Below are 24,601 nucleotides of genomic sequence, written 5' to 3' on the forward strand. Positions count from 1 at the left end.
ATCAACGGAACCTGCAAAGTTCCTTTGGTGTTTCCGCGCGCCGTAACCCACCAGGCAAGGCTGCGGGAACCGGTGGGTTACGGCGCGCGGAAAGTCCTGCGGTCGCAGCATGGTTCGTGACAGTGCGCGCCTAACCCACCCTACGATCGTTTTGAGATACGACCGGATGTTATCGGCGGCCGATTCGAATACATCACTCGACAGAACACGGCAGTGTCCATGCCCCTCTGCCAACCCGCTCCCGCGCTAACGAGGTCCTACAGTGACCGGCCGGGTACCGCCCATTCGGTCCAGCAGGGTCTTGAACGTGATCTCCGCCGTATGGCTATACCCGGAAACCGGTGCCGGCAATCCCACTCTTTCGATATCGACGGTGTCGCGGACGAGTCCTGTGGTATTGCTCGCCTTCAGAGTGTCGAAATAAGAGACCGCCTTGCCCTGCACATCGGCCGTGATTCGGTCGCGCTGCGCCGGCGGCAAGTCCCATAGGGCTTGCTTGAAAGGCAGCAGCGCCCGCTTGCGGGTGGCGCGGTAAAACGCTTCGTCGCTCATGCCGGGCTGCCGCTCTCCGGGCCATTCGCTATCGATCCAGCGGTAGATGTCCTTTTTCAACTCCACGGGAAACGCCTCGTGGTCGAAGATCAGGTCCTCGAACGGCGCGACGAGATGCAGTTCGCTGACGTTATTCCCCGGAAACTGCGGGAACAGCGTTTCCGGAATGGGCGTTATCCCGCTGCGCACCGCCAGGCTGAGGCCATACTCCCGGCGAGCGATCTCGCCGAGATCCCGGACCAAATTGAGATCGACGTCCGCCTCGCCCACCAGGACGACAACCTTGGAAAGGTCCTTCTTACCGCCCGGAAGATTGAGCTGGACGTAAAAGCTCTCCATGAAGGCGCGAAACTGATCCGCGGTCAGGTTTCCATCGCCCATCGCCTTGATTTCGGCACCGATGTCGACGGACAGCTCCTCCGGCTCGATCTCGCGGATGAACGCGACCAGTTCGGCGCATTCCCGGCCGCTTTGCTGATGCTGTTCCGGAAAGCTCGGGCGGGAGAAATCCGCCAGGCTCGAGGTATCGAGATCGATATTGAAGAATCCGGCCGTAATCGCCTCTTCGATCCGTTCTTTCAGCCTGTCGATCTCATCGTCCCGGCTGACCTGATAACTGGCGCGTCCTATGCGAATATGATCGCTTTGGAGGAAGACGGCTCGCTGATATCCCTCGCGAATCGCCGCCGCCAGAATGCAGGTGGCATACTCGGCCGGCGACTGGAACCCGTAACCGGAGACTTCATCGGTGTAGCCGAAACTGAAAGCGCCTGCGCCGGTCTCCCCAGCCGCGCGAAAACAGGCCCTCGCCACATCGTAGCTCAGCGCATGCAGACTCAGCACCGGAGCCGTGAAAACCGGAGCCACGCCCAGGACTGCCGCTTCATGCAGCCCCTGGATGGAGGTCGGATAAACCACCAGCTTGGCGGCTACTTCCCGAATCAACCATTGCAGGAAATATCTGAATTCTTCCGATTCATGGAAGATGGCGTTGTAGACCAGCCGGTCGATGCACGCTTCCCGGAGCCTGTCGGCATCGACGACTTCGACTTCGTTGCCCTTGATTTCCACTACTCCCCTGAGGGTGCTCTCGATATCGATAGCCGTTCGAAACAGCATAGGCTTACTCCTTGCGAGACAAATGACGAGGATCAGGGTGGACTCACGATCTTCTTCCGAGTCCGGCGAACCCGAACCCCATGCCGATGCCCAGTACCCCGGCCAGCGCCATCCAGGAAACGGGCAGCCTTTGCCGGGGTCTTTTCCAGCCGCCGCGCACCCTGCCGTATCCGGGCATGGGTTCGAACAGATTGCCCGAAGTCGGCGGTATGGCGCGCTCTTGAAAGTGCTTCGCTTCGACCACCCGAGCCGCCCATCGGTCGAACAGCCCCGGCACGATGCGCTGGGCGACGATCGCCGCCCGGATGTTGGCGCCCACGATCACCTCGCGGCGCGGTGTGAGCGCGGCGGACAGGATGGCTCGGGCGATTTTTTCCGGATCATAGATCGGCCACATGGGTCTGGCCGCGCGCCCCATGTAATTGCCCCCCTGCTGGAACAAGGGCGTATCGGTCGCCGGCGGAAGCACGGTGACCACGTGAATGTCCGGCACATCCCAAAGCTCCTGCCGCAGGCAATCGGATAGCGCGACGATGCCGTATTTGCTGATGACATAAGCGGCGGCGAAAGGCTGAGGGATTTTTCCGACCCCCGAGGAGACATTAATGAGGACGCCCCTCCCGTGCTCCCGGAACCACGGCAGGATGGCCCGAGCACCGTGAACGTAGCCCAATAGATTGGTGTCGATTACCCGGCGGAAATCCGCAATCGGGGTTTCCTCGAACCGGCCGAACAGAGTCACCGCCGCGTTGTTGATCCAGGTATCCAACCGCCCGAAGGTTTCGATGGTTCGGCGCGCCAGCGCTTCGACCGCTGGTCCGTCGGTCACATCGACCGGCACGGCCAAAGCCTTTCCGCCGGAGGTTTCGCACTCCTGCGCCAGTTCATCGAGGGCCGCTCCACGGCGGGCGGCCACCACCACGGTTCCTCCCGCCGCTGCGAACGCCAAAGCCGTGGCCCGACCGATGCCGCTCGATGCTCCGGTAATCACGGTAACGGTGTTCTCGATCCCGAGCCGCATGGCGATTCCTTTCCGCAATAAGCTTACTAAAGGAGACCCGGCGGTATAGCGTAAGTTCTCAGCTGGCGAGGGGTGCAATCGAACGGGCATCCCTTGGATGCTTATCCCAGTAGGCCCTTCGACAGTTTGTAGGGCGGGTTAGGCGGGTTAGGCCGCGAGGCCGTAACCAGCCGAGCGGCCTCGGATCGGTGGGTTACGCTGCGCTAACCCACCCTACGATTCTGGTAAGGCTCTTAGTCCATACCCGGATAGATCCGTTCAGATCGTTACGCACCCGGCGCTTTTTCGGCGGTCGAAGATGGGAGAAGGACCTCAAACATGAATTGGCACAGTCAACCCGCAGACCGGATTCTTCAAGAACTGAAGACCAAGGCCGAAGGCCTTTCCGCCGACGAGGCGAGGCGGCGCATCGAGGAACACGGCCCCAACGAGATCCGGAAAGGACAGGAGATCTCTCCGCTCAGGATCTTGCTGGCCCAGTTCAACGATTTTCTCATCTACCTTCTGCTCGCGGCGGCGATCCTTTCGGTCGGCGTGGGCTTTCTGCCGGGATCGGACCCGGAATACACCGAGGCCATTCTCATTCTGGTCATCGTGCTGGCCAACGGGCTGTTCGGCTTCGTTCAGGATTATCGAGCGGAAAAAGCGATGCAATCGCTCCGGGAGCTTTCCACGCCGCAGGCGCGGGTGTTCAGGGACGGAACAAAGATCACGGTGCCGGCTACCGAGCTGGTGCCGGGCGATGTGATCGTGATCGACCAGGGGAACCGGATTCCGGCGGATGCCCGCATGCTCGAATCCCACAGTCTGGAGACGATGGAAGCTTCGCTGACCGGGGAGAGCGCAACGGTCCCCAAAGAGGCGGAACCCGTGGATGAAGACACGCCTTTGGCCCAGCGCAGCAATATGCTGTTCATGAACACCGATGCGGTGAGAGGACGGGGCAAGGCGGTGGTGGTGGCCACGGGCATGAACACGGAAGTGGGCGCCATCGCCTCGGAGATCGAGAGCGCCGAGCAGCACAAAACGCCGTTCCAGGAAGAGGTCGACCGCCTGGGCAAGCAAATCGGCTACGGCATCCTCGGGTTGATTCTGGTAGTTGCCGTGATCCAGTACTTTGCTACCGAAACCGGCATCGTCACCATCATCCTGGTGGCCGTTACCCTGGCCGTGGCCGCCGTGCCGGAGGGCCTGCCGGCCGTGGTGACCCTCGCCCTGGCTCTTGGCTCCCAGAGGCTGATCAAGCAGAACGCCTTGGTTCGCCGGCTGTCGGTCGTGGAAAGCCTCGGCTCCGTAGACGTGATCGTGACCGACAAGACGGGAACGCTGACCGAAAATCAGATGACGGTCAAAAGGCTATATTTCGCCGGCCGAACCTACGAGGTCACGGGCGAAGGCGCCAAGCCGGACGGCGAGTTCCGTCGGAATGGCGAACCCGTGCCCGCCGGGACGCTGGAGCCGCTCCTAAAATGCGGGGCCATCGTCAACGATGCGGAAAAGACGGGGGACGCCGCGGATTATTCCGGCGATCCCACGGAAGTCGCCCTCCTGGTCTCGGCCGCCAAGGCGGGGATCGAAGCCAAGCCGGAACGGCTGCGCGAAATTCCATTCTCGTCCGAGCGCAAGCGGATGACGGTGATCGCCAAGGAAGAACCGCCGATGGCGTACATGAAGGGCGCTCCCGAAGTGGTGCTGGAGCGATGCAGCTCGCTATGGGAGGACGGGGAAGCCAAGCCCCTCGACGAGGAGGCGCGACAGGCCATCGTCGATAAAAACAAAGAGTTCGCCGGCAGTGCCTTCCGCGTTTTGGCCTTTGCCCACAAGGAAATGCACGATACGGAGGGAAACGAGGACGAGATCGAAAGCGGAATGGTGTTTCTTGGATTGCAGGCCATGATCGATCCGCCCCGCGCCGAGGTGAAGGAGGCCGTTCAGGACTGCCGAAACGCGGGTATCCGGGTCATCATGGTCACCGGCGACAACCTGGCGACGGCCAAGGCCATCGGGGCGCAGATCGGTTTCAGCCCGGAAGGGGCCATGACCGGAACGGAGCTCGACCGCCTCTCCGAGCAAGAGCTGCCGCGAGTCGCGGAGAAAGCCGAGGTCTTTGCCCGCGTTTCGCCCCACCACAAGGTCGCGCTCTTGAAGGCGCTACAAGAGAGCGGTCATCGGGTGGCCATGACCGGCGACGGGGTGAACGACGCCCCGGCCCTGCGCAATGCTCACGTGGGCGTGGCCATGGGCCGGCGCGGAACCGACGTGGCCAAGGAAGCTTCGGACATGGTGCTGCAGGACGACAATTTCGTGACTTTGCGCAATGCCATCGCCGAAGGCCGGGGCATCTTCGACAACATCCGCAAGTTCGTCAATTTTCTGCTGTCGGCGAACGCCGGCGAGATCCTGATCGTGTTCCTCGGCGTATTGGCGGGCGCCGCGCTGTTTCCCCGCCTTTTCGAAGGCCAGAGCGAAGCCTTGATCCTCACGCCGGTGATGCTCCTGTGGATCAATTTGATCACCGACGGGCTTCCTGCGCTGGCCTTGAGTACCGATCCCAAGACGGAAGGCATCATGAAGCAGCCGCCGCGCGGTTCCGGCGAACCGGTGCTCGATCGGCGCATCGTCGCCTCGATTCTCGGCATCGGCCTGATCATGGCCGCCACCGGATTGCCTTTGTTTTTCCACGGCCTTTGGAACACCGGCGACCTGGCCCGGGCGCAGACCCAGCTCTTCACCTTCATCGTCGTGGCCGAGATGGTCCGAATCCAGGTCATCCGGGCGCGTTACGCCCTGCCGATACTCTCGAACCGGTGGCTGGTCGCCGCCGTGGCATCGAGCCTGGCCCTGCAGGCGATAGTCCTTTATACGCCCGCGAACGAGCTCTTCGAGGTGGCAACGCTTGCGCCGGGCGACTGGCAGTGGATCGGCATCGCTTTTGCCGCTTTTCTCCTGCTGAGCGTGACGGCGGAAAAAAGTCTTGACCGGATTTTCGGCAGGAGAGTCGAGAGAGCGCTTAAGAAAGCAGCCGCCGAAAAGAAAATCGCTCCGCCCGAACGGGAAGAAAGATTGATGGCGTTTTACATCCTGAGCAAGGCGTTGCTGGACGCCTATACCGCCAGTTTCGGCAAAGAGGCGGAGGAAAAACCCAGGAGCGAAAACAAAACGAGCGACAAAGTGGAGGCTTTCCGTCTATTCAGCGAAGCCATGCTGAAAGCCTACGCGCGGACCTTCGACCACAGGGCGAGCACGGAGCCGCAAAACGATCGAGAGCCCTCGAAGACCGAATAGAGCATTTTTCATTTCCGTTTAGCGGGTCGTTTGTCCCAAAACTCTACCAATGAGCGGCTGAGCGCGGTGCTTAATTTAGAGCGGGGAGCCGCCCCGCACGCGGGCTACGTTGCGAACGCCATCTCTAGAGCGTTTTCATCTCGCTCGTAGGGCAAAACAGGCTTGGCGGAAGTCGTTGGCGCCTTCGGCTCGGGTGAATGGATTCAAGCATTCGTAGGTCGGCAATCCTTTGCCGACGTATCGGCTCGGCGAAGGGCTTTGTCGGAAGGGGCGTCCTGGCGCTCCCAGGACGGCCGTTTGCGATTGGAAGGGTCGCGACTAAAGCGACCGTTTGCGATTTGAAGGGCAGCTCTGGCGCTCCCAGAGATGCCGTTTGCGATTGGCAAGGGATTGCCGACCTACATATCCGAATCCCTTACCGACTCGGAAAACGCTCTAGACCAAATGTCTCTCCATTTGGCTTAAAGCGTATTGCGCCGGTTGCGAAGCGGATAGCCCGCCGCACCAAACTACGAAATGCCGAGACCGTCTAATTGTTTATTGCCGTTCGCTCTATCGCTTGACGGCGACTTTCCGCAAGGGCATTGTTCACCCGGAAGTTGACTTGAAGTTCGATCCTCCATTATTAATCAGGCCCGTAAATTCCCTCCTGGTATTTCGGGCCGCCGCCCAAGCCGGTACACGCCCGGCCGGGGCTCACGCGGCTTGTCGCCGCGCCGGGGCATCCCTGCCCCGGATTAACCCGGCCTATATTTATAGGCCGGGTTAATAACTCGCTAGGGCGAGTTTCGATAAGCATCCGTACAACCTGGTTCAAGGAGAGTGCCATGTCAGATTCAAGGTTTCATCCAGGCCGACGTCAAGCCCTCAAGACAGTGGTCGCTACGGTGATGACTGTTTCGCTGAGCGGATTTCTACGGCGGGGACAAGCGCAGGAGCCGTCTCCTGCGGGCGCCCCCAAGCTGTCGCCGGACGATCCGATGGCCAAATCGCTCCGTTATGTGGAGGATGCAACCAAGGCTACCCGTCCCCCGAGAGAAGGCGTACCCGGCGAGCAGCAATTCTGCCACAACTGCAAGTTTCTCCAGGCCGGCGAAGGGGAATGGCGCCCTTGCAGCATCTTCGGCGGCAAACTCGTGAACGTTAACGGCTGGTGCAGCTCCTGGCTGAAGGCGGGTTAGCCGGCTCCGAACGGTAACACCGCCGCGCTCGGCGCGTTCCGGTGTTACCGGATTCGAAGATGTGTCGCCAGCTGCGCATGCATAACATCGATAAAAGTCACCCTGTTCCGGTTCGTGCGCCAACTCTGAACACATATGGGCTTGGATTCGGTGATTTATCCTGTCTGGATAGGGTAAGGAGGCCCAATGAAAACTAAACCGATCCCGATTTTCCGGGTGCTGGCGATGACGATCGGCTCGAGTGCCTTGGTGCAAGCGGCAGAATCGACATCGCCTCCCGCCTTCTCCGAGATCGATAAGAACAGGGACGGATACATTTCCGCCGATGAATCCAAGGCTGTGCCCGGTTTACCGGTATATCTGACGACCTTGGACCAGAACAGCGATGGCAAGCTCAGCCCCGAGGAATACGAGGGCTTGAAAATCCTGGCGCCCGACGAGGTCGGTCCGATCACTGTGCCATCATCTGGGCCGCTGCCGTAGACAGCATGCGGAAGCGCAAATGTCGAATGCAGTAAGGCTGTCGACTCGGCTTCGCGAGCGCGCCGTTTCCGACGTGTATGGGTTTCGATGAACGCCGTTGCTTGACTGCAGCACTCTGACATTCATGCCGAGAGTCAGTCTGGCGTTTTATGGAAACCATAGTGTTCACAGGAATTCAGGCAGCCGGGAAGTCGACCTTTTTCAAGGCATGCTTCGTCGATACTCACATACGGATCAACCTCGACATGCTGCGTACCCGACACCGGGAAAAGCTGCTGATCGACGCCTGTCTTCAAGCGAGGCAGCCTTATGTGGTGGAAAATACCAATCTGACTCGAGAAGAGCGCGCGCGTTACATCCCATCCGCCAAGCGGGCCGGGTTTCGCGTGATCGGCTATGCCTTCCGGGTCGAACTCGATGAAGCCTTGGTCCGGAATGCTTTGCGCAATACTCGTCGCAGAGTTCCGGAAAAAGCCGTCCGCGCCGCGTTTCGGCGCTGGCAGCCGCCCTCCTGGGAGGAAGGATTCGATGCGCTGTTCGATGTGTGGAGCAGCGGCGGCGAGTTTCAGGTGCAGGCGATCCCGCGTGAAGCCGAGCGATCGTGAAAGGCGAGCGGACGGCCCCTCCGGCGTTGCCTGACCTATTCCATTCGGCATTCGAATGAATATTAATCGTAGGATGGGTAGAGCGAAGCGAAACCCATCGATGGCGGATTAGCCCCTCGGCTCCGCTCGGGACAGGCCCTTCGACTGGCTCAGGACAGGCCCTTCGACAAGCCTGTCCTGAGCATCGTCGAAGGGCTCAGGACAGGCTCCGCGCAACCCGCCGACCCTTCGACTTGGCTCAGGACAGGTCCGAGGTCGCTCGGTGGGTTACGGCCTCGCGGCCTATCCCGCCCGGCAAAAATTAATTCTTATTGAAAGCGATTTGGAATTAAGACGAGCTACACTCATTCCCGTAAATTCAAGACAGGAGAATTCTCATGTACGTGCCTTTGCAGCCGGTTCTAGCGCTGGTGACCGGAATATTGATCTTGCTCGTGCCTAGGTTATTAAATTATCTCGTGGCGATTTATTTGATCGTCGTCGGCGTTTTGGGATTGATGCACCGATAATCGATCGGAATCGGCGGCGACGATATTATTTTTAATGGCGACCAAGCACCCCGTTTATTCCAAGTTTGCAAAGATTTAACGGCGGCGAGTCGATCGCCCGGTCGGGATTAGGCATCAATCCCGGCTTTCCCTGCCTACGCAATAAGCCAGGTATCCAATCAGCGCCAAAAGTCCTATTTCGCCTGCAAAGTCGCCCCAGGTGTAAATACTGAAACAATCCGGTACGGTTCCGAGCATCTCGAAGCCGCCGACGAATGCAGTGGCGAAAATGAAGACCAGGACCAGCAAATAAACTTGTTTCTTGCTGAATAATGGGTGAAACATAATCGCTTCCTAGTGAATTGTGCCCTGCCTAAGCTGCGTCCGACTCGACCGGCGCGTTTCGCCGGGCACGGACGACCGTCGAAGCTTCGCGAAGCGAATGGCCATGAAATCCGTTAAACCCTATGACACGATCGTGATCGGCATCGGCGCGGTCGGTGCGGCGGCCGCCTATCACCTGGCCCGGCGCGGACAGCGTGTCCTGGCATTGGAACAGTTCGACCTCGATCATTCGATGGGAAGCTCTCACGGCGAGTCGCGCATCATCCGCTACGCCTATAAGGACTCCATCTACGTGGACATGGCGAAACAGGCATTCCCAATGTGGCGCGATCTGGAGCAGCGCAGCGGCAAGCGCCTGCTGACGCCCTCCGGCGGACTCGACTTCGGTCCGGCGGATTCCCCCTCGCTGCTGGCCACGCGCGATTGCCTGGATGCCGCGGGAATCGCCTACGAATGGCTCTCTGCGACCGAGACCGCCCGGCGCTTTCCGCAGTTCCGGCTCGACCGGGATATGGCGGCCATTTTGCAGCCGGACGCCGCAATTCTGAATGCCTCGGCCTGTGTGCGGACACTGGCGGAAATGGCAGAGATCTCTGGCGCCATGCTGAAGACGAAATGTCCGGCGACGAAGATCGAACCGTCGAGCGACTCGGTTTACGTGGAAACGCCAGAAGGCGGATTCACCGCGGGGAAGGTGGTCGTCAGCGCGGGCCCCTGGGCCGGAAAGCTGCTGCACACGCTGGATTTGAATTTGCCGCTGACGGTGACCCGGCAAGAACAGGTATTTTTCGAGCCTGCCCGGCGCACCGCGTTCTTGCCGGGGACATTCCCGGTGTTTATCCATCATCGGGAACCTTGGATTTATGGGCTGCCGGATACGGGCACCGGACTCAAGATCGCCGTCCACAACCTGAGCCATGCGATCGACCCCGACGACGTTCGCCCCGCGCAGGACAACACGTCCGTCGACACCGTGCGGGCATGGGTCAAGCGCTTCCTACCCTGGGGCGACGGCCCGATTCGCGAGAAGCGCGAATGCCTGTACACGATGACACCCGACGAACATTTCATCATCGATACGCATCCGGGCTATTCCAACGTGGTCATCGGCTCGCCGTGCTCTGGACATGGATTCAAGTTCGCTATCCTGACCGGATTCTTGTTGGCGGATCTGGCCCAAGGGCGGGCGCCGATGCAGGAACGATTTACGGTGCGGCGTTTCCTGGGATGACGAGCCGGAAGACGCAAGGAGAAAATGAGCCCGCTCTCCCGAGATTCGAACGGCATGGACACATCTCCGATTAGCTTGGACATTCGATCCGCGATGAACCTGTGGGCGAGACCGGCCATCGCTTGCGCCAGCCGAAACGCTGCTCGCAATCGAGCCGTGGATGAAAAACGCTCGACCGAACCCGGGTTGCCTGCTTCGGCCTCAAGGACTAGCAGCGCGATAAAATCCTTCCATCGGTATCGAATTCGACCTCGCGCTCTTTTTTGCCCTCCCTGATTTCGACCTCATAGCTCTTCACGGTGCCGCTGGTATCGGAAACCTGAAAGGCCCGCTGCAGCGTGGCTCGCGGATGGGCGCTCTTTACCGCCTGCAGTACGGATTCAGGCAGCTCATCGAGTTTAATGACCTTTTCGGTTTCAACCAGAGTGCCGTCCGCGCGATAGACCTCGGAGCGTTCCTGCCCCTTGTCGTCGCGATAGGCGATTTCATAAGCCTCCTTGCCATCGAGGACTTCTTCCTCGTACTTCACGCCTTTGGCAGCGGGATGATCTTTTTGAAAGGCCGCAAGGACTGCCTGAGGAACGTCCTGCTTGTTCAGTAGCGGTTCATGCGCCGCGACGAGCGCGGGATTGATGATGGCCGCGCCGAGTATCGTGGCAAGGAATGACTGTCCGTTCATGATATTTCATCCTGAGGAATGATTCCGATCCTTCTTAGACATCCGTTCACCATGAGATTCTACGTCCGGCCTTTCAACTTTTAGAACCGCCAAGCCGCGAATTGGTCTACGCACGGGTGGCCGGGTTTCGACAAAGGGATTGCGGGATTGCCACGCGATCGGAACTAACACACACGGCGGCTATCTAGTACTTTATGGAAAGCTGAAGAACATGCCCGCTCGAATAAGAACCTTATGCTTGGGTCGTTTTATTAACGCGGCCTATAAATATAGGCTGGGTTAATCCGGGGCAGGGATGCCCCGGCGCGGCGACAAGCCGCGTGAGCCCAGGCCGGGCGTGTACCGGCCTGGGCGGCGGCCCGAAATACCAGGAGGGTATTTACGGGTCTGATTAATAGAAGCTGTGGTTCGGCGGCTTGCAGCCGAGGCAACATCGCCTCCGACGGAAGTACTTTTTCCAAGGCCGATCTCCACTCCCGGGCCGATGGCGATCGGCCATTCGAATTTCTCTTCCGGATATCGATGAGATTGACGAACGATAATCCCATGGTCGGGCGCTCCGATGTCGAGCGGATTTATCCCCGCATGGTGGAGTTGCGCCGATTGCTGCACCGCTATCCCGAACTCGCTTTCGAGGAAGCCCAGACGGCTCGCATGATCATGGAGGAGCTCGATCGCCTCGGCATTCCCTACGAATACGGCGGCATCGGAGGCGGTATCGTCGCCCGGATCGCGGGCAAGAGCGAAGGTGCAACCGTGGCTTTGCGGGCCGAGATGGACGGTCTGCCGGGGGTAGAGACCACCGGCCTGCCTTTCGCGTCCCTGAATCCGGGCAAAATGCACGCCTGCGGCCATGACGGACACATGGCGATGGTGCTCGGGGCCGCGGCCTTGCTCAAGGACGATCCGCCTCCAGGGAACGTTTTGCTGATTTTTCAACCGGCGGAGGAACGCGGCGGCGGCTCGCGCGTTATTCTTCGTTCAGGGGCCCTCTCGGGCGTCAAAGCCATTTTCGGCGGACATGTGACCGGGCATTACCGAGTCGGCGAGATCATGGTCGCGCCCGGCGTGCTCACCGCCCAGTCGGACGGTTTCCTCATACGAATCCAGGGACGCGGCGGACACGGGGCGAGACCGCACGAAGCGGTGGATGCGGTGGTGGTCGCCGGGCTCCTGATCGTGGCGATGCAGACTCTGGTATCCAGGGAGGTGAACCCGGTCTATCCGTCCGTGATCACCATCGGCCAGGTGAGCGCCGGCAGCGCGCCCAACGTGATCGCCGAAACGGCGACGCTCCGGGGCTCGATACGCACCACCCTGCCGGAGGTGCGGAAACATCTCCTCGAAGGTCTGGAACGCATGGCCAAGGGCATCGGGGATCTCCACAATGCCCGGATCGAGGTGATCGTCAACGAAGGCTATCCGCCGGTGGTGAATACGCTCGTCGAATCGGAAATCGCCCGCCGGGCAGCCGGGAAGATCGTCGGCGAAAAGGGGCTCGTGTCCATGGAATATCCCAGCATGGGATCCGAAGACTTCGCCTACTATCTGCAGGAAATTCCCGGCTGTTACGTAAGGCTAGGCGCACGCCGGGAAGGATGGGAACATATTCCCTTGCACAGCCCTGCCTTCGATTTCGACGAAGAGGTGCTGAAAATCGGGGCGGCATTCTTCGACCGGGTGGCACGCGATGCCATCGAGGCGTATGCATGACGACGAGCTAGAATTCTCCGGTTCGAAATCTCCCACCGTGGGAATCGAAATCGAATTTCAGCTGCTCGATCCGGACACGCTCGATCTGGTCGACGGCATACTTCCCCTGCTCCGGGACCACCCGGAGGAACCCCGCATCAAGCCGGAATTCACCCAGTCCACGGTGGAAATCAATTCCTGCGTATGTGCCGATATCGAAGAACTGCGGTCGGACGTTACCGGCCTGGTCAAAGAACTGAAGCGCCGCTGCGAAGGATTGCATTTCACGCTTTGCGGCGCCGGCACGCATCCCTTCTCGCTGCGTCCGGCGTCGGTGACGCCGCTGCCGCATTATGTCGAGATGGAGCAGCGCATGGTTTACCTGGCGCACACGCTGAAAACCTATGCGCTTCACGTCCATGTCGGGATGCCGTCGGGCGATGCCGCGGTCGTCGTGATGAGCCAGCTCAAGCCCTATCTGCCCGTTCTTCTGGCACTCTCGGCCAGCTCCCCGTTTTGGCAGGGCCAGGATACCGGTTTCGCCTCGTTCCGGCAGCGCATCCTGGCGGCGATGCGCGACTACGGCCTGCCGCCGAGCTTCACGTCTTGGCGCCAGTTCGCCCAGTGTTTCGAAAACCTCCGAACGGCGGGCGCCGTCCACGTGGTCCGGGACGTCCACTGGGATATCCGGCCCAGTCCCCATTACGGCACGCTGGAAGTTCGCGTGATGGATGTTCAGCCGACCCTGCGGGAAACATTCATGCTGGCCGCCCTGGTCCAGACCCTACAGGTTTATCTGCTGCGGTGTTGGGAGCAGGAAAAGCCGGTTCGTCCCGCGATGCCGCAACACTGGTGGGCGGAAAAGGAAAACTGTTTCCGAGCCTCTCATCGCGGGGTGGAGGCTGAGATCATCGTCGACGAGACGGGCCATGTTCGTCCCATCAAGGCGTTTACGCGCGAATTGCTGGCGAGCTTGGCGGAAACGGCCGAAGAATTGAGGACCAAAGACTGGCTCGATCAACTCGAAGCCCGACTCGACACCGGGCACAGCTACCTCCGTCAGCGAGCCGTCTTTTCCGAAACGCGATCCCTGCAAAAGGTGGCAGCGAGCCTGGTCGGAGAATTGGAAGCGGAACTGATCGAGCCATAGTGCGAGCTTCCGTCGACCGGTTTGCGTCAGGCCGGGCATTAAAGCATTTCCCGGCAACTCATCCGGCCTCGGGTGATTGCGCCCCGAATTCCTGTCGACCGGACCTCGCGTCGATTTCCTAAACGGACTTATCCCGAATTTCCGTTCCCATCGGACCGCCTCGAATCGGCGGTGTTAATCAAATTTGACAATGAATCGGCAAAGGGCTTTTATTGTCGCGGGATCCGGTGAGTCCCCCATCAGTCTCGAACAAATCAGAAATGTATCGAGCGCACGGCTCGATGTGCGCACCGTCGGCTTCTGGTAAGAACAATAAAGCGCCATAAGTTACGACGGCTTGGATGGCGACGATGCCACCCGCCCTTTAAGTCAGGTTTACACGCTTTCGCTTCCTCGGCGACGGCAAATGCGCAACTTGGGGCTGCCTTCCCGGACCTTATGAACGGACATTCGCCAGAATAATAATGCTCGCGAGGACATCATGAAGACACTGACCTCATCCCTTCGCTCGGTACTTGGCTGCGGAACGGCCGCAATCATCCTCACCACGCTGATTTCCTGTACGGAATCCGGACAGGGCGGAAAACCGCCCGAGAAGCAAACACGCAGCTGGGCGGACGAACGCTCGGAGCGGGAAAAGCTTCAGACGGCCTATTTGAACGATTCCACCGTCAAGCGAATCTCGACCGACGACGCCGCTCGCACGCCCTGGTACAGCAACCGGTTGGGATACGAGTGGTTCAAGGCCTACCCTCTCAGCGTCAACGGCATACCTTATGTCTTCCTGCGCGCCCTGATCGAAACCTATCCGGAAATCTGGAACGGGGAAGGCTCGCTGGGAAATCTGGGATTCGGTCCCCATCCGGACGACTACGATCCCGCAACCGGCCAGCTGCTTCCTCCGGAACAGCGCCATCCCCTGCCTTACGGGCTTTTCACCGTCCAGGACCCCGCCGTTCCCGAGGACAAGCGTACGGACAACGTATTCTTTTCGTGCGGGGCCTGTCATACGGGGCGCGTGTATGTCAAAGACCGGGTCCAGTATCTCGTCGGCGCTCCCAATACCGAAATCGACGCGCAAGCCTACGCTCAGCTTCTCTACCGAAGCGGCAAGATGTTCATCAAGGTCGACAGCCCCGATCCGAGCCAGATAAAAGCCGATCCGGATCAGGTCGCCAAGATCGCATCTTTCCTCAAGACCAAGGCCGAAACCGACCCCGCCTGGTTCTACGGCGGACGGACGCCCGAGGAACGCTCGGCCGGCGCCGAACGCGCCAGGGTGCAGGTGGCGCGCGTATTGGACAATCTGCCGGGCGCCGTGGCCGGACTGATCGCTTCGGCCAAGAAAACGGAACTGATGTATCACGCGCTGACCTCGAAGCTTTCCTACACCGAGAAGAACGGCCAAAAGGCGCCGGGGGTGTTCGGCCCGCGCCCCGGCCGCATGGACGCCTTCGGCATCGCCGCCGGATTGGTCGCACTGCATGCCAAGCGGGAAGGTTTCTTTGCGCGCCTGCCCGACGATCACCCGTTCTTCGCGGGATTGGAAAATCTGCCCCGCGAGGAGCGCCTGAAGCAGGCCGGTCAGCGGCTATTCGCGACCGCGCCCGAGTGGATGCCTCACGATCCCGGCGCATCCGACATCAAGAGCTTGTGGTTCTCTCGCGACCATGCCGCCGCCAATTGGGACGCCAACCAGGCCGCCGAGTCCCGGGTAATCGCCTCGGGGGTTTCCTCGGGAGGCGATCCGTCCAAAGTCGATGTCCGCATCCATGAACCCATGAATCCGTTCATCGACAATCTGCCGCCTACGCCCTATCCCTTTGCGGTCGATCTCGACCTGGCGGCCAAAGGCAAGCCGCTGTTCGAGGAAAAATGCGCGTCGGCCTGTCACCATGCGCGCAACGAGAAGGTTTACAACGTCGGCAGCGACATGAATCGGGCGACGCAGATCACGCCGACGGCGCGCCTCGGGCTGCTCGAACTGACCCGTGAAGCCTGCGAGCTGTACGTGGAAAATGGCGGCAGCGACTGGTGCCGGCCGAAACGCGGCAGCCGCGCCGGCGACGACGAAGCCTATTTCGGCATGCCGCGCGGCGACAAGTCGGGCTACAAGGCCGATGTCCTCCACGGTATTTGGGCCCAGGCGCCCTATTTTCACAACGGCTCGGTACCGACCCTGTGGCATCTTTTCCGCCCCGCCGAGCGGCCGGAGAAGTTCATTCGCGGCAACATCAAGTACGACGAAACCAAGGTCGGCTTCGTCTGGGACAAAGCGCCGCAGCTCGACGAATACGGAGCCGGCGATACGGTGCACTTCGCCGAGCACGATACGACGCTCCGCGGCAACTCGAATGCCGGCCATACCTACGGTAGCGAATGGTCGGACGACCAGGTCCGCGCCGTTATCGAGTACATGAAAACGCTGTAGGGAAGAAGGACTCATGGCCGGATCGAACTGGATGACGATACGGGAGCAGCTCTATGGACAGGGCTGCAGGCTCATCAAACTGATCAAGGCGGCGTTGGGAAACACGCCGAGTGACTCCGGGCCGGGAAAGACACCGGCCCCGACTCCGCCACCGGCTACTAGCTTTTTGCGTGAAGTGGCGGGTGCCGAAGAAGGCACTCCCCTGCCGTCTCCGCCGCCGCCGATGCCGAACCCGAATGATCCAAAATACGCGGACGATCCCGGCGCCTACGAGAAGGACAAGCAAGCGGCGGAGACGGCCGCCGCGGCTTTCGCCACGGCGGCGAAGGCACGGGGCGGGGCCGTGGCGCAGGTGATCTCCAAATGGCTGGTGACCGCGCCTTATGCGATGTTCCAGGAGCTCTTGGCGCAACCTAGGGACGCCATGCCGATCTTCAAGCCGGCCATCGGTCCCGTGATCGTCATGCGGCATCCGGAAGTCATCCGCTGCCTGGAGCGTACCGACCTGTTCACCGTGGACCCTTACGCGGCGGAGATGGCGCGCGCCACGGACGACAAGACCAAACACCCGGAAGCATACTCCCACTTCATGCTCGGCACCGACCGGGACGATCTCTACCGGCTGGACGACGTGATCCTGCGCCGCGCCGTGTCGCGCTCCGACGAGGAAACGCTTTCGCGCCTGACTCGCGACGAGGCCGAACGCTGGACGCATCGGGCGCAAGCCGAGGGGATCGGCGGAATCGACGTGGTACCGACGCTCGCGAAATTCGTGCCGCTTCGGATCGTCGGCGATTATCTGGGAGTCCACTATTACGATTTCGGAACGCCGTCCGTGCTGCCCGGCCTTCGCGGGGGCGACCGCTTTCCGCTGGACCCGGACCTGCAAGCCGTGTTCTCGTTCGGCAAGATTACGGAAGGCATCGTACCCACGGCGGACGACCTGTTCATCTGGGTCAAGGATGCATTCCGCAACATCTTCAACAACTTCAGCCCGGCCCATCCCTTATTCGCCGAATTCCGCGAACGCGGCGTGATCGCGACCGAGTATCTGAGCGCCTACGTATTTGCCTTGCTCAAGCACTACAAGGAACGGCTGCGGCAGGGCGAAACAGTCCCCGATACCATGCTGACGCGGCTCTTGCGAATGCAGCTCGAGCTCGAGCGGGACGGCGAGACATTGACGGACGAGTTCGCAGCCCGCCTCGGCACGCCCTTGACGAAAGACGAGCTGGCGAAACGCCTTTCCGATTCGATGATCCGGTCCAACGTGTTCGGCACGGCAGTCGGCGCGGTGGTGAATCCCCAGGAAGCCACAGTCCGGATCCTCGACTCCATGCTCCGCCTGAAGAATGGCGAATACGAGGTGCTGAACGGTTCCAGCTACGAACAGGCCGTACGTTTGGCGAACATCGAGCCGGATAGCCCGGATTATGCCGAAAGCCTCGCGGGACTGCACAAATACGCCCTGGAAGCCTTGCGCCTGCAGCCGCAGGGCGAAGTCTTGTTGCGGCTGTGCGTGAAGGACAATACCGAACTCGGCGGCGTTCCCCTTCGCGCCGGAACCCTCGTGTTCGCGGCCTATGCCGCGGCAATGCGGGATCCCGAGACGGTGCCGAACCCGTCAGCCTTCGACATTACCCGCGACGAACGGCTGGTCCCCTACCTCGGCGATCGCGAACGCGCCCATGAGGCGCCGCAAAGTCAGATCTATCTGCAGCACGGCTACGGACGGCATAAATGCCTCGGACGCTATGCCTCGGAGATAACCATGCGCGAATCGCTGCGCGCCATGCTGCGTCTGGGCTCGCTGGAACGCCGCGGCTCGCTCGAGATGGATGAGCAGAATTTGTATGCGATGAGTCTACGGATCGGATTCCGCTAGACGCCACAAAGGCGGATGCGCTGCGTCCGCCTCCTTCCGCACCTCATAATCCGCGTTCGCTCAAATCGTCCCGTACGATCTTCAGCATGGCGCCGATGGGTCCTTTGTGCGGACTTCGGATCAGGTTCAACAAGCGTTCGTTGAGCTTGATCACGTCCCAGCCGACGCGGCTCACGATCCAGTTCATGGACAGACGCTCGAGCTCGGTGTCGATGAGCCGCTTCACCACCGCGTCGGTCCGGCGTCTTAACAATCGTTCCAGGACGGTCATGTCCGGACGTCGGTTCACCGGCCATTCCGGCAAAGGTTCCTCGACGCCGAGAGAATCGGTCAATGGAATAATCGGCAGGAGGTCCATACCCGCTTCGTTCTTGAACCGGAGTTTTTCTTTGAGCGTCTGCGGCCAATCCCGAAACAGCGGGTTGTCGTACGCCAGGCCGAACGTCCGCCGGAGGAATTGCTGGCAGTTGCGGCGACCGAGGCGATAATCGTGCTGCCGGTACGCCTCGCTCAGAAATCCGGCGAATCCACCCAGTCCGCCGGTGGCGAGCGGATAACGCGCGCGCTGCTCCTTGCCATCCCTGATTTCGGTGCGCGTAGGCGCGATGAGAAAACGGCTGAAGACGCTCGGATCCCGAGCCAGCTCCAACTCATCTTTCTTGAATCGCAGCTCCGACAAAACTGCGGAAATCAATGCGGGCAGCGTTCCGAAAAGGCGAAGACTGGGCTCCGGGTCGTAGCGGAGATCCAAAACCGACTGATTCGGAAACGGATCGATCATAAGAATCGCACGCTTCGCATCCTCGGCCCCGCGCGGGCTGCGATTCGCCGAGCCGGCAAGGCAGCGGCGCGCGATCTCGAAGGGTTCGTTGTTGGCGAGACCTCCGTCGATATTGGCGAACCGATACTCCCAGCGATCGATGTCCGTCTCCTTCAACTCGTCCGGCCACATCGGCGGAATTTCCTTTTCGACTTCGCACACGCAACGCTGGCTCCGGTCGCACTTGGGCTCCTGGGGAATGCTCCAGCGGCGGCGGTTGTAGTTGCCCGCCGAGCGCGTCAGGCTGCGAGCCGCCAGAGCGGCGGGAAACGCCGAGCTCGCCAGCGCGGCTTCTTTCAAGAGCCTCCAATTGCCCTCTTCCTGGTCGTCCCGCCCGAGCGGCACGGAATCGTTCCACTTCGACGCTTTGTCGGTCGGGCTGAGCGAAAAATGCATGTAATCGGCGTGCTGAGACATGCCGTAGTCGCGGTCCTGCTCGGCCGAGAAACGAATGGAATAAGGCACGCCTCTCAAATTCGTGACGCACAGGATCACATCCAGTGGATCGGCCATGTACTCGGGCCACGGGGCTCCGGACCACGCGGTGGCCAGGGCGTTTCTAGCCGCATCGTCGAGTACGGTCGAATCCAGCAGCGAAGGCACCTTGGCACCCGGCCGCTCCAGATCGCGAGCGTCGAGCAATGGGCCGATATCGACCCGCTCGACCCAGGTCTCGTAAAGCTTGTTTCGCGCGCTGCCGGTTTGCGAATTCATATGCAGCAGACCGCCGCGCAGCTCCGACGCCAGCACGGCCGCCGTAACGCCTCCGGCCGAGGCGCCGGTTACCACCGAGATCTTCACGTCGTGCGGGGGCGTATCGGGTACTCCTCTTTGCTTCGCCCGATACCAAGAGTCCAGCGCCTCGGTCAGGAAATCGATGACTCCGGCCGTGTATGCGCCGGCGGACACCGCGCCAGCCATGACCAACCCGATTTCGAACGTGGTTGGCGACAGGCCGCTCTCGGCTTCTGCCATGCTTGATTCCATATCCTAGTACTCCCGACTTTGACTCCTATCCGGCTTCGCTCTGGCGTAGCCAACGAAGGGTATCTTCGAGCGTCTGCTGCAAGGGACGCGGCGTCCAGCCGAGTTCCTCGCGCGCACGGGCGGTGTCGTACCAAGCGTAGCGGCCCAGGATTTGGAGCACGCTGCGGGTAACCGGGAACGGTTTTCGGAGCAGGGCGTAACCGGCCTGCATCACCGTAACCAGGGCATAGGCCGCCCAGACCGGCAGCCGCAAACGGGGCGGCCGCACGCCCGCGATAGCGGCGGTTTGTCCCAAAAGATCGTCCACCGTCACGTTGTGGCCGTTGAGCAGATAGCGCTGGCCGGGGCGGCCGCGTTCGGCAGCCAACAGCATTCCGTCCGCGAAATCGCGAACGTCCAGACAGCCGAAACCGACCGGAACAGTGAAGGGAAGCTTGCCGGCGCTGACCGCCTTGAGAAGTTTATTGGCGGGCGCGCCGACGTAATCCTCGGGCCCCATGGTAAAAGAAGGATTGACGGCGACTACCGACATACTGGGGCTCGATCGTCCGAGCGCCTCCTCTTCGGCCTGTCGCCGGCTTGCCGCATACGGGAGATCCAGGCGGTGAACGGTGCCGTCCGCCGTCTCGTCGAGCGGCTCCGGCTTCCGGTTGACGCCCACGGTGAGCGCGCTGCTGGTCACGACCACCCGCGTAACGCCCGAGTCCGCGGACACATCCAGGAGATTGCGCGTTCCGACCACGTTCACTTGCTGCATACGCTCCTCTAGCCCTCCACCGATGCTGACCAGAAAAGCCAGATGAAAAATCGTATCCACCCCGTCGCAGGCGGCACGCAAGGAAATCGCATCCTCGACCGAGCCTCGGACGATGTCCACATCCAAATCCCGCAAGGTGGACGGATCGGTGTCTTGCGGGATCAGCGCACGCGGCCGGATACCCTTTTCATTCAGACGCTTGGTGACATGGTAACCGAGAAAGCTGGTCGGTCCGGTGACGAGGACCTTGCTCTTTGCATTCAGTATCTCGTTCATAGCGATCACAACCCCCTTATTCTTGGAATTACGGGAACGGGCGGGTATATCGAAAAGGCTGCGCCGCTGGAGGAGGACGTAAATTCAGAATCTATTCGAAATACATTCAGGATATGGAAAGCCGTAAGATCTCGATAATCCCACAATCCTGAATCTCTTATGGTTTCCGCCTCGCTCTATCCGATTTATTCCATTCGGCTTTCGCGTGAACACTCATCGTAGGGTGGGTTAGCCCCTCGGCTCCGCTTGGGACACGCCCTTCGACGGAGCTCAGGACAGGCTCCGCGTAACCCGCCGATTGGGAGTCGCTCGGCGGGTTACGGCCTCGCGGCCTAACCCACCATCGATGGGTTTCGCTTCGCTCTACCCATCCTACAAAATGAATGCCTGATTGAAAGCGATTTGGAATTACACAGGTTTTCCATGGCGCAGCCGGCATTATGTTTCACGCAATCCCGTAACAGCAAGACATTTCAAGGATAACCACTGAAAAGGTACAAAACGCCCCCTATGCAGCACACATGCCCATATCCGGCTAAAACCCTTCCGTCGACCGGGGTTTTGCCGTACGCGGGGCCGCATTTCCACCCGCTTTAATCGATTGACAACGGCTCGGCGCAAGCGCATTGTTTTCTCAAAAATAGCCTTGAATGCCTTTTCGATGTGACCACGTAAGGCAAGGGGTCGAAACTTACCCCTACCGTCCAGCGCGCGGCGGAATTACGGCGAAAAATCGAATCAATAAAGAGTTTTATTGAGGGGGCTGATATGAAACGGATCGTCATTTGCTTCGACGGCACATGGAACAAACCCGCCGACGAACGCTTGCCCGCCGACCGGCAGATCGAGACCAATGTTTGCCGGTTTTATAAATCGGTCACGGACACTGCGGCAGATGGTATCCGGCAAGTTAAATGGTATGACGAAGGCATAGGCACAAAATGGTATGACCGCTTTATTGGCGGCTCCACGGGAGCGGGACTGGAGAAAAATATCCTCGACGGTTACAAGTTTCTCGCCAAGGAATATCGGGAAAGCGACGAGGTTTATATTCTCGGCTTCAGCCGCGGCGCCTATACCGCCAGGAGTTTGGCCGGACTCATTCGCAATTGCGGTCTGGTGAAAAACAAGCAGCTTTCCCTGCGTATGGCCATGGCCTATGGCATCTACCGTACCAGAGACGACGGTCCCGATTCTTCGACCGCTCTGGACTTTAGGGCAAGGTTTTCTCGGGAAATCAAAATTAAGTTTCTCGGCGTGTGGGATACGGTCGGCGCACTGGGTATTCCGCTGGATATCTTGAAGCGCCTGAACATGTATTTTTACCAGTTCCACGACACGAGATTGAGCCATATCGTCGAAAACGGTTACCAAGCCATCGCGATCGACGAACATCGAATGGATTACGATATCTGTTTATGGACGCCCGATGCGAGTCCCCAACAAAACCTGGAACAGCGCTGGTTTGTCGGTGCGCACAGCGATGTCGGCGGGGGATATCCGGATCGGCGCCTGTCCGACCTAACGTTGCGTTGGATTCAAGATAAAGCCATGGCGGCGGGCCTCGGGGTTACTCCGATAGACGTGGGAGCCGATAATTACCTCGGAGCGATTACCGATTCCTACGCACAATTCCTCAACGGGGTTTATGCCCACACACAACAGCGTCATTATCGCGCCTTAGGTACCGCCAGGTTCGGCAACGAGGTGATCGACGACTCGGCACAAAGACGGCGCAAGAAAGACCGCAATTACAAGCCGCCGAACGCCGGTTTGCCGCCGCTGCGATGAAACGCCGCTGAGCCGGCGATAAAGGGCTATCGCCATAACCCGGTAAGGTTGGATAGATAACGTCTCATAATGCTTGAGGATCAGGCTCATGAAGAAATGGATCGGTATAGGCCTTGTGTTACTCATCGTAATCTGGTGGATCGCCGCAGCCCCCAGACCGGAAATTCGCTGCTGCGTCGCCGAGTCGATTTCCTTCGACCCAAAGACGGCAGCGGCGATCACCGCAGTCGAGCATTCCGCCGACTTCGCTGCCGGTCTGGAGCATTTTCGGTCCGACCTACCGGGTTACGACGATGTCGTGTTACTCACCGGCGGAACCAGGGCCCTGGTTACAGCGACGGACGGAAAAATCTGGAGCGTAGACCTCGCCACACACGCGGTTGAGCCGTTCGTGGATGCGCCGCTGATGGCGTTCGGCATACACGAAGCGCCCGGCGACCCGAACCATGTTTATTTTTGCTCCTCCAACGCCTATGGCGAGCCGTTTCCGGGCGAGGCTGTCGGACTCTACCGTCTCGCGCTCGACACCCGGAAAATCGAGCCCATCGTTCTCGAGGTGCCGGCAACGCTGATCGATCCCGATCACCCGGTCGTCTATGCGGACAACGATCCCAAGGCGCCCGAATTGAGGCGCGACGGCAGCGGCGGAGATCATCGTCCGCTGGTGGTCTGCGACAACCTGGAAGTCTCCGAGGACGGCCGGCGCATCTATTTCTCCGAACCGTTCTCGTACAGAGACGCTTCGCTAGACGACGCGGTAGATGAAGCCATTGCCCTACCTCCCAATGGGCGCCTGTGGCGGCACGACCTGGATACCGGAACCACCCGCCTTGTCGCGGAGGGATTCCACTTCATCAACGGCGTTCTATACGACCTGCATCCGGGCCAGCCGCGGGAGGAGTCGGTTTTGGTCACCCAGACCTCTCTTTTCCGTCTGGCGCGTTTCTATCTTCGGGGTCCGAAAGCGGGGAGCTACGAGGTTGTGCTCGATGGGCTTACGGGCATGGACGACGGGATGGACCGCGATGCGTCCGGGCGTATCTGGCTTGCCCTGTTCACAGAGAGAAGCCCCATCCTGACCTGGGCCCACGAAAACGCGTGGATCAAACCGCTGCTCTTGCGGTTGCCGCCCCGACTGCTGCTGCGTCAGACGCAGCGTACGGGTGTGATCGTCGTGAGCCCTGATGGAAGCAAGCCTCTCTATGCGGCGATGTATAAGGGCCTTCCGCTTGCCTCCATAGCTTCCGCCGTACCTGCGGAAAACGGAATTTATTTGGCGAATGAGTCTCTAGGCGAGCTCGATAGCGAGCAGAGCGGAATCGTGCGTCTGAAGTGGCCGAAACAACTGCACTGATCGCATCAGCCCCGACTTTTTTTCCTGCACTTTGGCATTGCCCGCCCCGAGCTTGGGAGGCTTTCTAGCTCGGCATAGCCTCCTCTCGGCGGGCCATGCATTCTCGGTTCCGTTAAAGCAGTTTTGATTTGAAAAGAACTGCTTTGCATGCCCACTTCCCCGCCCGGCGTTCACAATAAATGGGTGGCATCCCGCAACGTACTGCGGGATTTGCCGCACGGCCTATTGCTGCTAAGTACATTCCGCAAATACTTGCGGAATCTCGACAGATTGGCTTGATTGGCGGGGTTGTCCTGCAGGTTGCCTATGCCGCAAGACTTCCCTGAATGTACTTAGAGCGTTTTTCATCCCGGTGTACGGATTCGTGTTCGGGCGGGAAGAACGTAGGTCGGCAATCCCTTGCCGACGTATCGGCTCGGCAAAGGATTTTGTTGGAAGGGGCGTCCTGGCGCTCCCAGGACGGCCGTTT

The 24,601-nt window shown here is 60.1% G+C and carries 18 protein-coding genes; 12 read left to right on the top strand and 6 right to left on the bottom strand.

What is annotated here, in order from left to right; all coding sequences use genetic code 11:
• Window positions 1–246: 246 nt before the first annotated feature.
• Both JOD69_RS20755 and JOD69_RS20760 read right to left on the bottom strand, forming a co-directional pair.
• Window positions 247–1,671, bottom strand: coding sequence for a hypothetical protein (locus JOD69_RS20755; protein ID WP_086134510.1), 1,425 nt, complete (start codon window positions 1,669–1,671; stop codon window positions 247–249).
• 43 nt (window positions 1,672–1,714) lie between these two features.
• Entirely contained in the window at window positions 1,715–2,692 is a 978-nt protein-coding gene (locus tag JOD69_RS20760) for an SDR family oxidoreductase (RefSeq protein ID WP_168183838.1), read from the bottom strand.
• Between the two features lie 318 nt (window positions 2,693–3,010).
• Here JOD69_RS20760 and JOD69_RS20765 point away from each other — a divergent pair, with 318 nt between their 5' ends.
• The 5 genes from JOD69_RS20765 (at window position 3,011) to JOD69_RS20785 (ending at window position 8,755) form a co-directional block, all read left to right on the top strand.
• The gene (locus JOD69_RS20765; RefSeq protein WP_210024216.1) at window positions 3,011–5,977 is read left to right on the top strand and encodes a cation-transporting P-type ATPase; all 2,967 of its coding nucleotides are present in this window, start codon (window positions 3,011–3,013) and stop codon (window positions 5,975–5,977) included.
• A gap of 827 nt (window positions 5,978–6,804) precedes the next feature.
• On the top strand, window positions 6,805–7,158 hold the full coding sequence (locus JOD69_RS20770; RefSeq protein ID WP_077732775.1) for a high-potential iron-sulfur protein: 354 nt from the start codon (window positions 6,805–6,807) through the stop codon (window positions 7,156–7,158).
• Window positions 7,159–7,344: 186 nt separating this feature from the next.
• Window positions 7,345–7,641, top strand: coding sequence for a hypothetical protein (locus JOD69_RS20775; RefSeq protein ID WP_210024218.1), 297 nt, complete (start codon window positions 7,345–7,347; stop codon window positions 7,639–7,641).
• A gap of 161 nt (window positions 7,642–7,802) precedes the next feature.
• On the top strand, window positions 7,803–8,246 hold the full coding sequence (locus JOD69_RS20780; RefSeq protein ID WP_205780903.1) for an AAA family ATPase: 444 nt from the start codon (window positions 7,803–7,805) through the stop codon (window positions 8,244–8,246).
• A 377-nt stretch (window positions 8,247–8,623) separates the two neighbouring features.
• The gene (locus JOD69_RS20785; protein WP_156880007.1) at window positions 8,624–8,755 is read left to right on the top strand and encodes a DUF3096 domain-containing protein; all 132 of its coding nucleotides are present in this window, start codon (window positions 8,624–8,626) and stop codon (window positions 8,753–8,755) included.
• A gap of 114 nt (window positions 8,756–8,869) precedes the next feature.
• Here the strand turns inward: JOD69_RS20785 and JOD69_RS20790 are convergent, their stop codons facing one another.
• Complete coding sequence (locus tag JOD69_RS20790) at window positions 8,870–9,079, bottom strand: hypothetical protein (protein WP_077732779.1); 210 nt, start codon at window positions 9,077–9,079, stop codon at window positions 8,870–8,872.
• 103 nt (window positions 9,080–9,182) lie between these two features.
• On the opposite strand from JOD69_RS20790, the gene solA reads away from it, so the two are divergent.
• Window positions 9,183–10,310: an N-methyl-L-tryptophan oxidase gene (gene solA, locus JOD69_RS20795; protein WP_168183839.1), complete on the top strand. Its 1,128-nt coding sequence runs from the start codon at window positions 9,183–9,185 to the stop codon at window positions 10,308–10,310.
• A gap of 208 nt (window positions 10,311–10,518) precedes the next feature.
• Here the strand turns inward: solA and JOD69_RS20800 are convergent, their stop codons facing one another.
• Window positions 10,519–10,989 (bottom strand): PepSY-like domain-containing protein, encoded by a 471-nt coding sequence (locus JOD69_RS20800; protein WP_086134515.1) that lies wholly within the window; start codon window positions 10,987–10,989, stop codon window positions 10,519–10,521.
• 522 nt (window positions 10,990–11,511) lie between these two features.
• Between JOD69_RS20800 and JOD69_RS20805 the strand changes: the two genes are divergently transcribed.
• The 4 genes from JOD69_RS20805 to JOD69_RS20820 all read left to right on the top strand — a co-directional run bounded on the left by JOD69_RS20805 (window position 11,512) and on the right by JOD69_RS20820 (window position 18,147).
• On the top strand, window positions 11,512–12,702 hold the full coding sequence (locus JOD69_RS20805) for a M20 family metallopeptidase (RefSeq protein WP_240507013.1): 1,191 nt from the start codon (window positions 11,512–11,514) through the stop codon (window positions 12,700–12,702).
• Between the two features lie 37 nt (window positions 12,703–12,739).
• Entirely contained in the window at window positions 12,740–13,831 is a 1,092-nt protein-coding gene (locus tag JOD69_RS20810; RefSeq protein WP_348529974.1) for a YbdK family carboxylate-amine ligase, read from the top strand.
• Window positions 13,832–14,312: 481 nt separating this feature from the next.
• On the top strand, window positions 14,313–16,262 hold the full coding sequence (locus JOD69_RS20815; protein WP_086134519.1) for a hypothetical protein: 1,950 nt from the start codon (window positions 14,313–14,315) through the stop codon (window positions 16,260–16,262).
• Between the two features lie 13 nt (window positions 16,263–16,275).
• Complete coding sequence (locus JOD69_RS20820) at window positions 16,276–18,147, top strand: cytochrome P450 (RefSeq protein ID WP_210024217.1); 1,872 nt, start codon at window positions 16,276–16,278, stop codon at window positions 18,145–18,147.
• Between the two features lie 43 nt (window positions 18,148–18,190).
• Here the strand turns inward: JOD69_RS20820 and JOD69_RS20825 are convergent, their stop codons facing one another.
• Together JOD69_RS20825 and JOD69_RS20830 are read right to left on the bottom strand one after the other, a co-directional pair.
• Window positions 18,191–19,942: a patatin-like phospholipase family protein gene (locus JOD69_RS20825; RefSeq protein WP_168183840.1), complete on the bottom strand. Its 1,752-nt coding sequence runs from the start codon at window positions 19,940–19,942 to the stop codon at window positions 18,191–18,193.
• 37 nt (window positions 19,943–19,979) lie between these two features.
• Window positions 19,980–20,987 (bottom strand): NAD-dependent epimerase/dehydratase family protein, encoded by a 1,008-nt coding sequence (locus JOD69_RS20830; protein WP_086134522.1) that lies wholly within the window; start codon window positions 20,985–20,987, stop codon window positions 19,980–19,982.
• Window positions 20,988–21,755: 768 nt separating this feature from the next.
• Between JOD69_RS20830 and JOD69_RS20835 the strand changes: the two genes are divergently transcribed.
• Together JOD69_RS20835 and JOD69_RS20840 are read left to right on the top strand one after the other, a co-directional pair.
• On the top strand, window positions 21,756–22,778 hold the full coding sequence (locus JOD69_RS20835; protein ID WP_086134523.1) for a DUF2235 domain-containing protein: 1,023 nt from the start codon (window positions 21,756–21,758) through the stop codon (window positions 22,776–22,778).
• An 88-nt stretch (window positions 22,779–22,866) separates the two neighbouring features.
• Window positions 22,867–24,132: a hypothetical protein gene (locus JOD69_RS20840; protein WP_077730511.1), complete on the top strand. Its 1,266-nt coding sequence runs from the start codon at window positions 22,867–22,869 to the stop codon at window positions 24,130–24,132.
• Window positions 24,133–24,601 lie beyond the last annotated feature (469 nt).

Origin of the sequence: Methylocaldum sp. RMAD-M, assembly GCF_017832375.1 — a bacterium.
Lineage (GTDB): Bacteria > Pseudomonadota > Gammaproteobacteria > Methylococcales > Methylococcaceae > Methylocaldum.

Bases quoted from the DNA above. Each gene is read 5' to 3' on its own strand.
- JOD69_RS20755 (WP_086134510.1), bottom strand. From the start codon at position 1,671: ATGCTGTTTCGAACGGCTATCGATATCGAGAGCACCCTCAGGGGAGTA.
- JOD69_RS20760 (WP_168183838.1), bottom strand. From the start codon at position 2,692: ATGCGGCTCGGGATCGAGAACACCGTTACCGTGATTACCGGAGCATCG.
- JOD69_RS20765 (WP_210024216.1), top strand. From the start codon at position 3,011: ATGAATTGGCACAGTCAACCCGCAGACCGGATTCTTCAAGAACTGAAG.
- JOD69_RS20770 (WP_077732775.1), top strand. From the start codon at position 6,805: ATGTCAGATTCAAGGTTTCATCCAGGCCGACGTCAAGCCCTCAAGACA.
- JOD69_RS20775 (WP_210024218.1), top strand. From the start codon at position 7,345: ATGAAAACTAAACCGATCCCGATTTTCCGGGTGCTGGCGATGACGATC.
- JOD69_RS20785 (WP_156880007.1), top strand. From the start codon at position 8,624: ATGTACGTGCCTTTGCAGCCGGTTCTAGCGCTGGTGACCGGAATATTG.
- JOD69_RS20790 (WP_077732779.1), bottom strand. From the start codon at position 9,079: ATGTTTCACCCATTATTCAGCAAGAAACAAGTTTATTTGCTGGTCCTG.
- solA (WP_168183839.1), top strand. From the start codon at position 9,183: ATGAAATCCGTTAAACCCTATGACACGATCGTGATCGGCATCGGCGCG.
- JOD69_RS20800 (WP_086134515.1), bottom strand. From the start codon at position 10,989: ATGAACGGACAGTCATTCCTTGCCACGATACTCGGCGCGGCCATCATC.
- JOD69_RS20805 (WP_240507013.1), top strand. From the start codon at position 11,512: ATGAGATTGACGAACGATAATCCCATGGTCGGGCGCTCCGATGTCGAG.
- JOD69_RS20815 (WP_086134519.1), top strand. From the start codon at position 14,313: ATGAAGACACTGACCTCATCCCTTCGCTCGGTACTTGGCTGCGGAACG.
- JOD69_RS20820 (WP_210024217.1), top strand. From the start codon at position 16,276: ATGGCCGGATCGAACTGGATGACGATACGGGAGCAGCTCTATGGACAG.
- JOD69_RS20825 (WP_168183840.1), bottom strand. From the start codon at position 19,942: ATGGCAGAAGCCGAGAGCGGCCTGTCGCCAACCACGTTCGAAATCGGG.
- JOD69_RS20830 (WP_086134522.1), bottom strand. From the start codon at position 20,987: ATGAACGAGATACTGAATGCAAAGAGCAAGGTCCTCGTCACCGGACCG.
- JOD69_RS20835 (WP_086134523.1), top strand. From the start codon at position 21,756: ATGAAACGGATCGTCATTTGCTTCGACGGCACATGGAACAAACCCGCC.
- JOD69_RS20840 (WP_077730511.1), top strand. From the start codon at position 22,867: ATGAAGAAATGGATCGGTATAGGCCTTGTGTTACTCATCGTAATCTGG.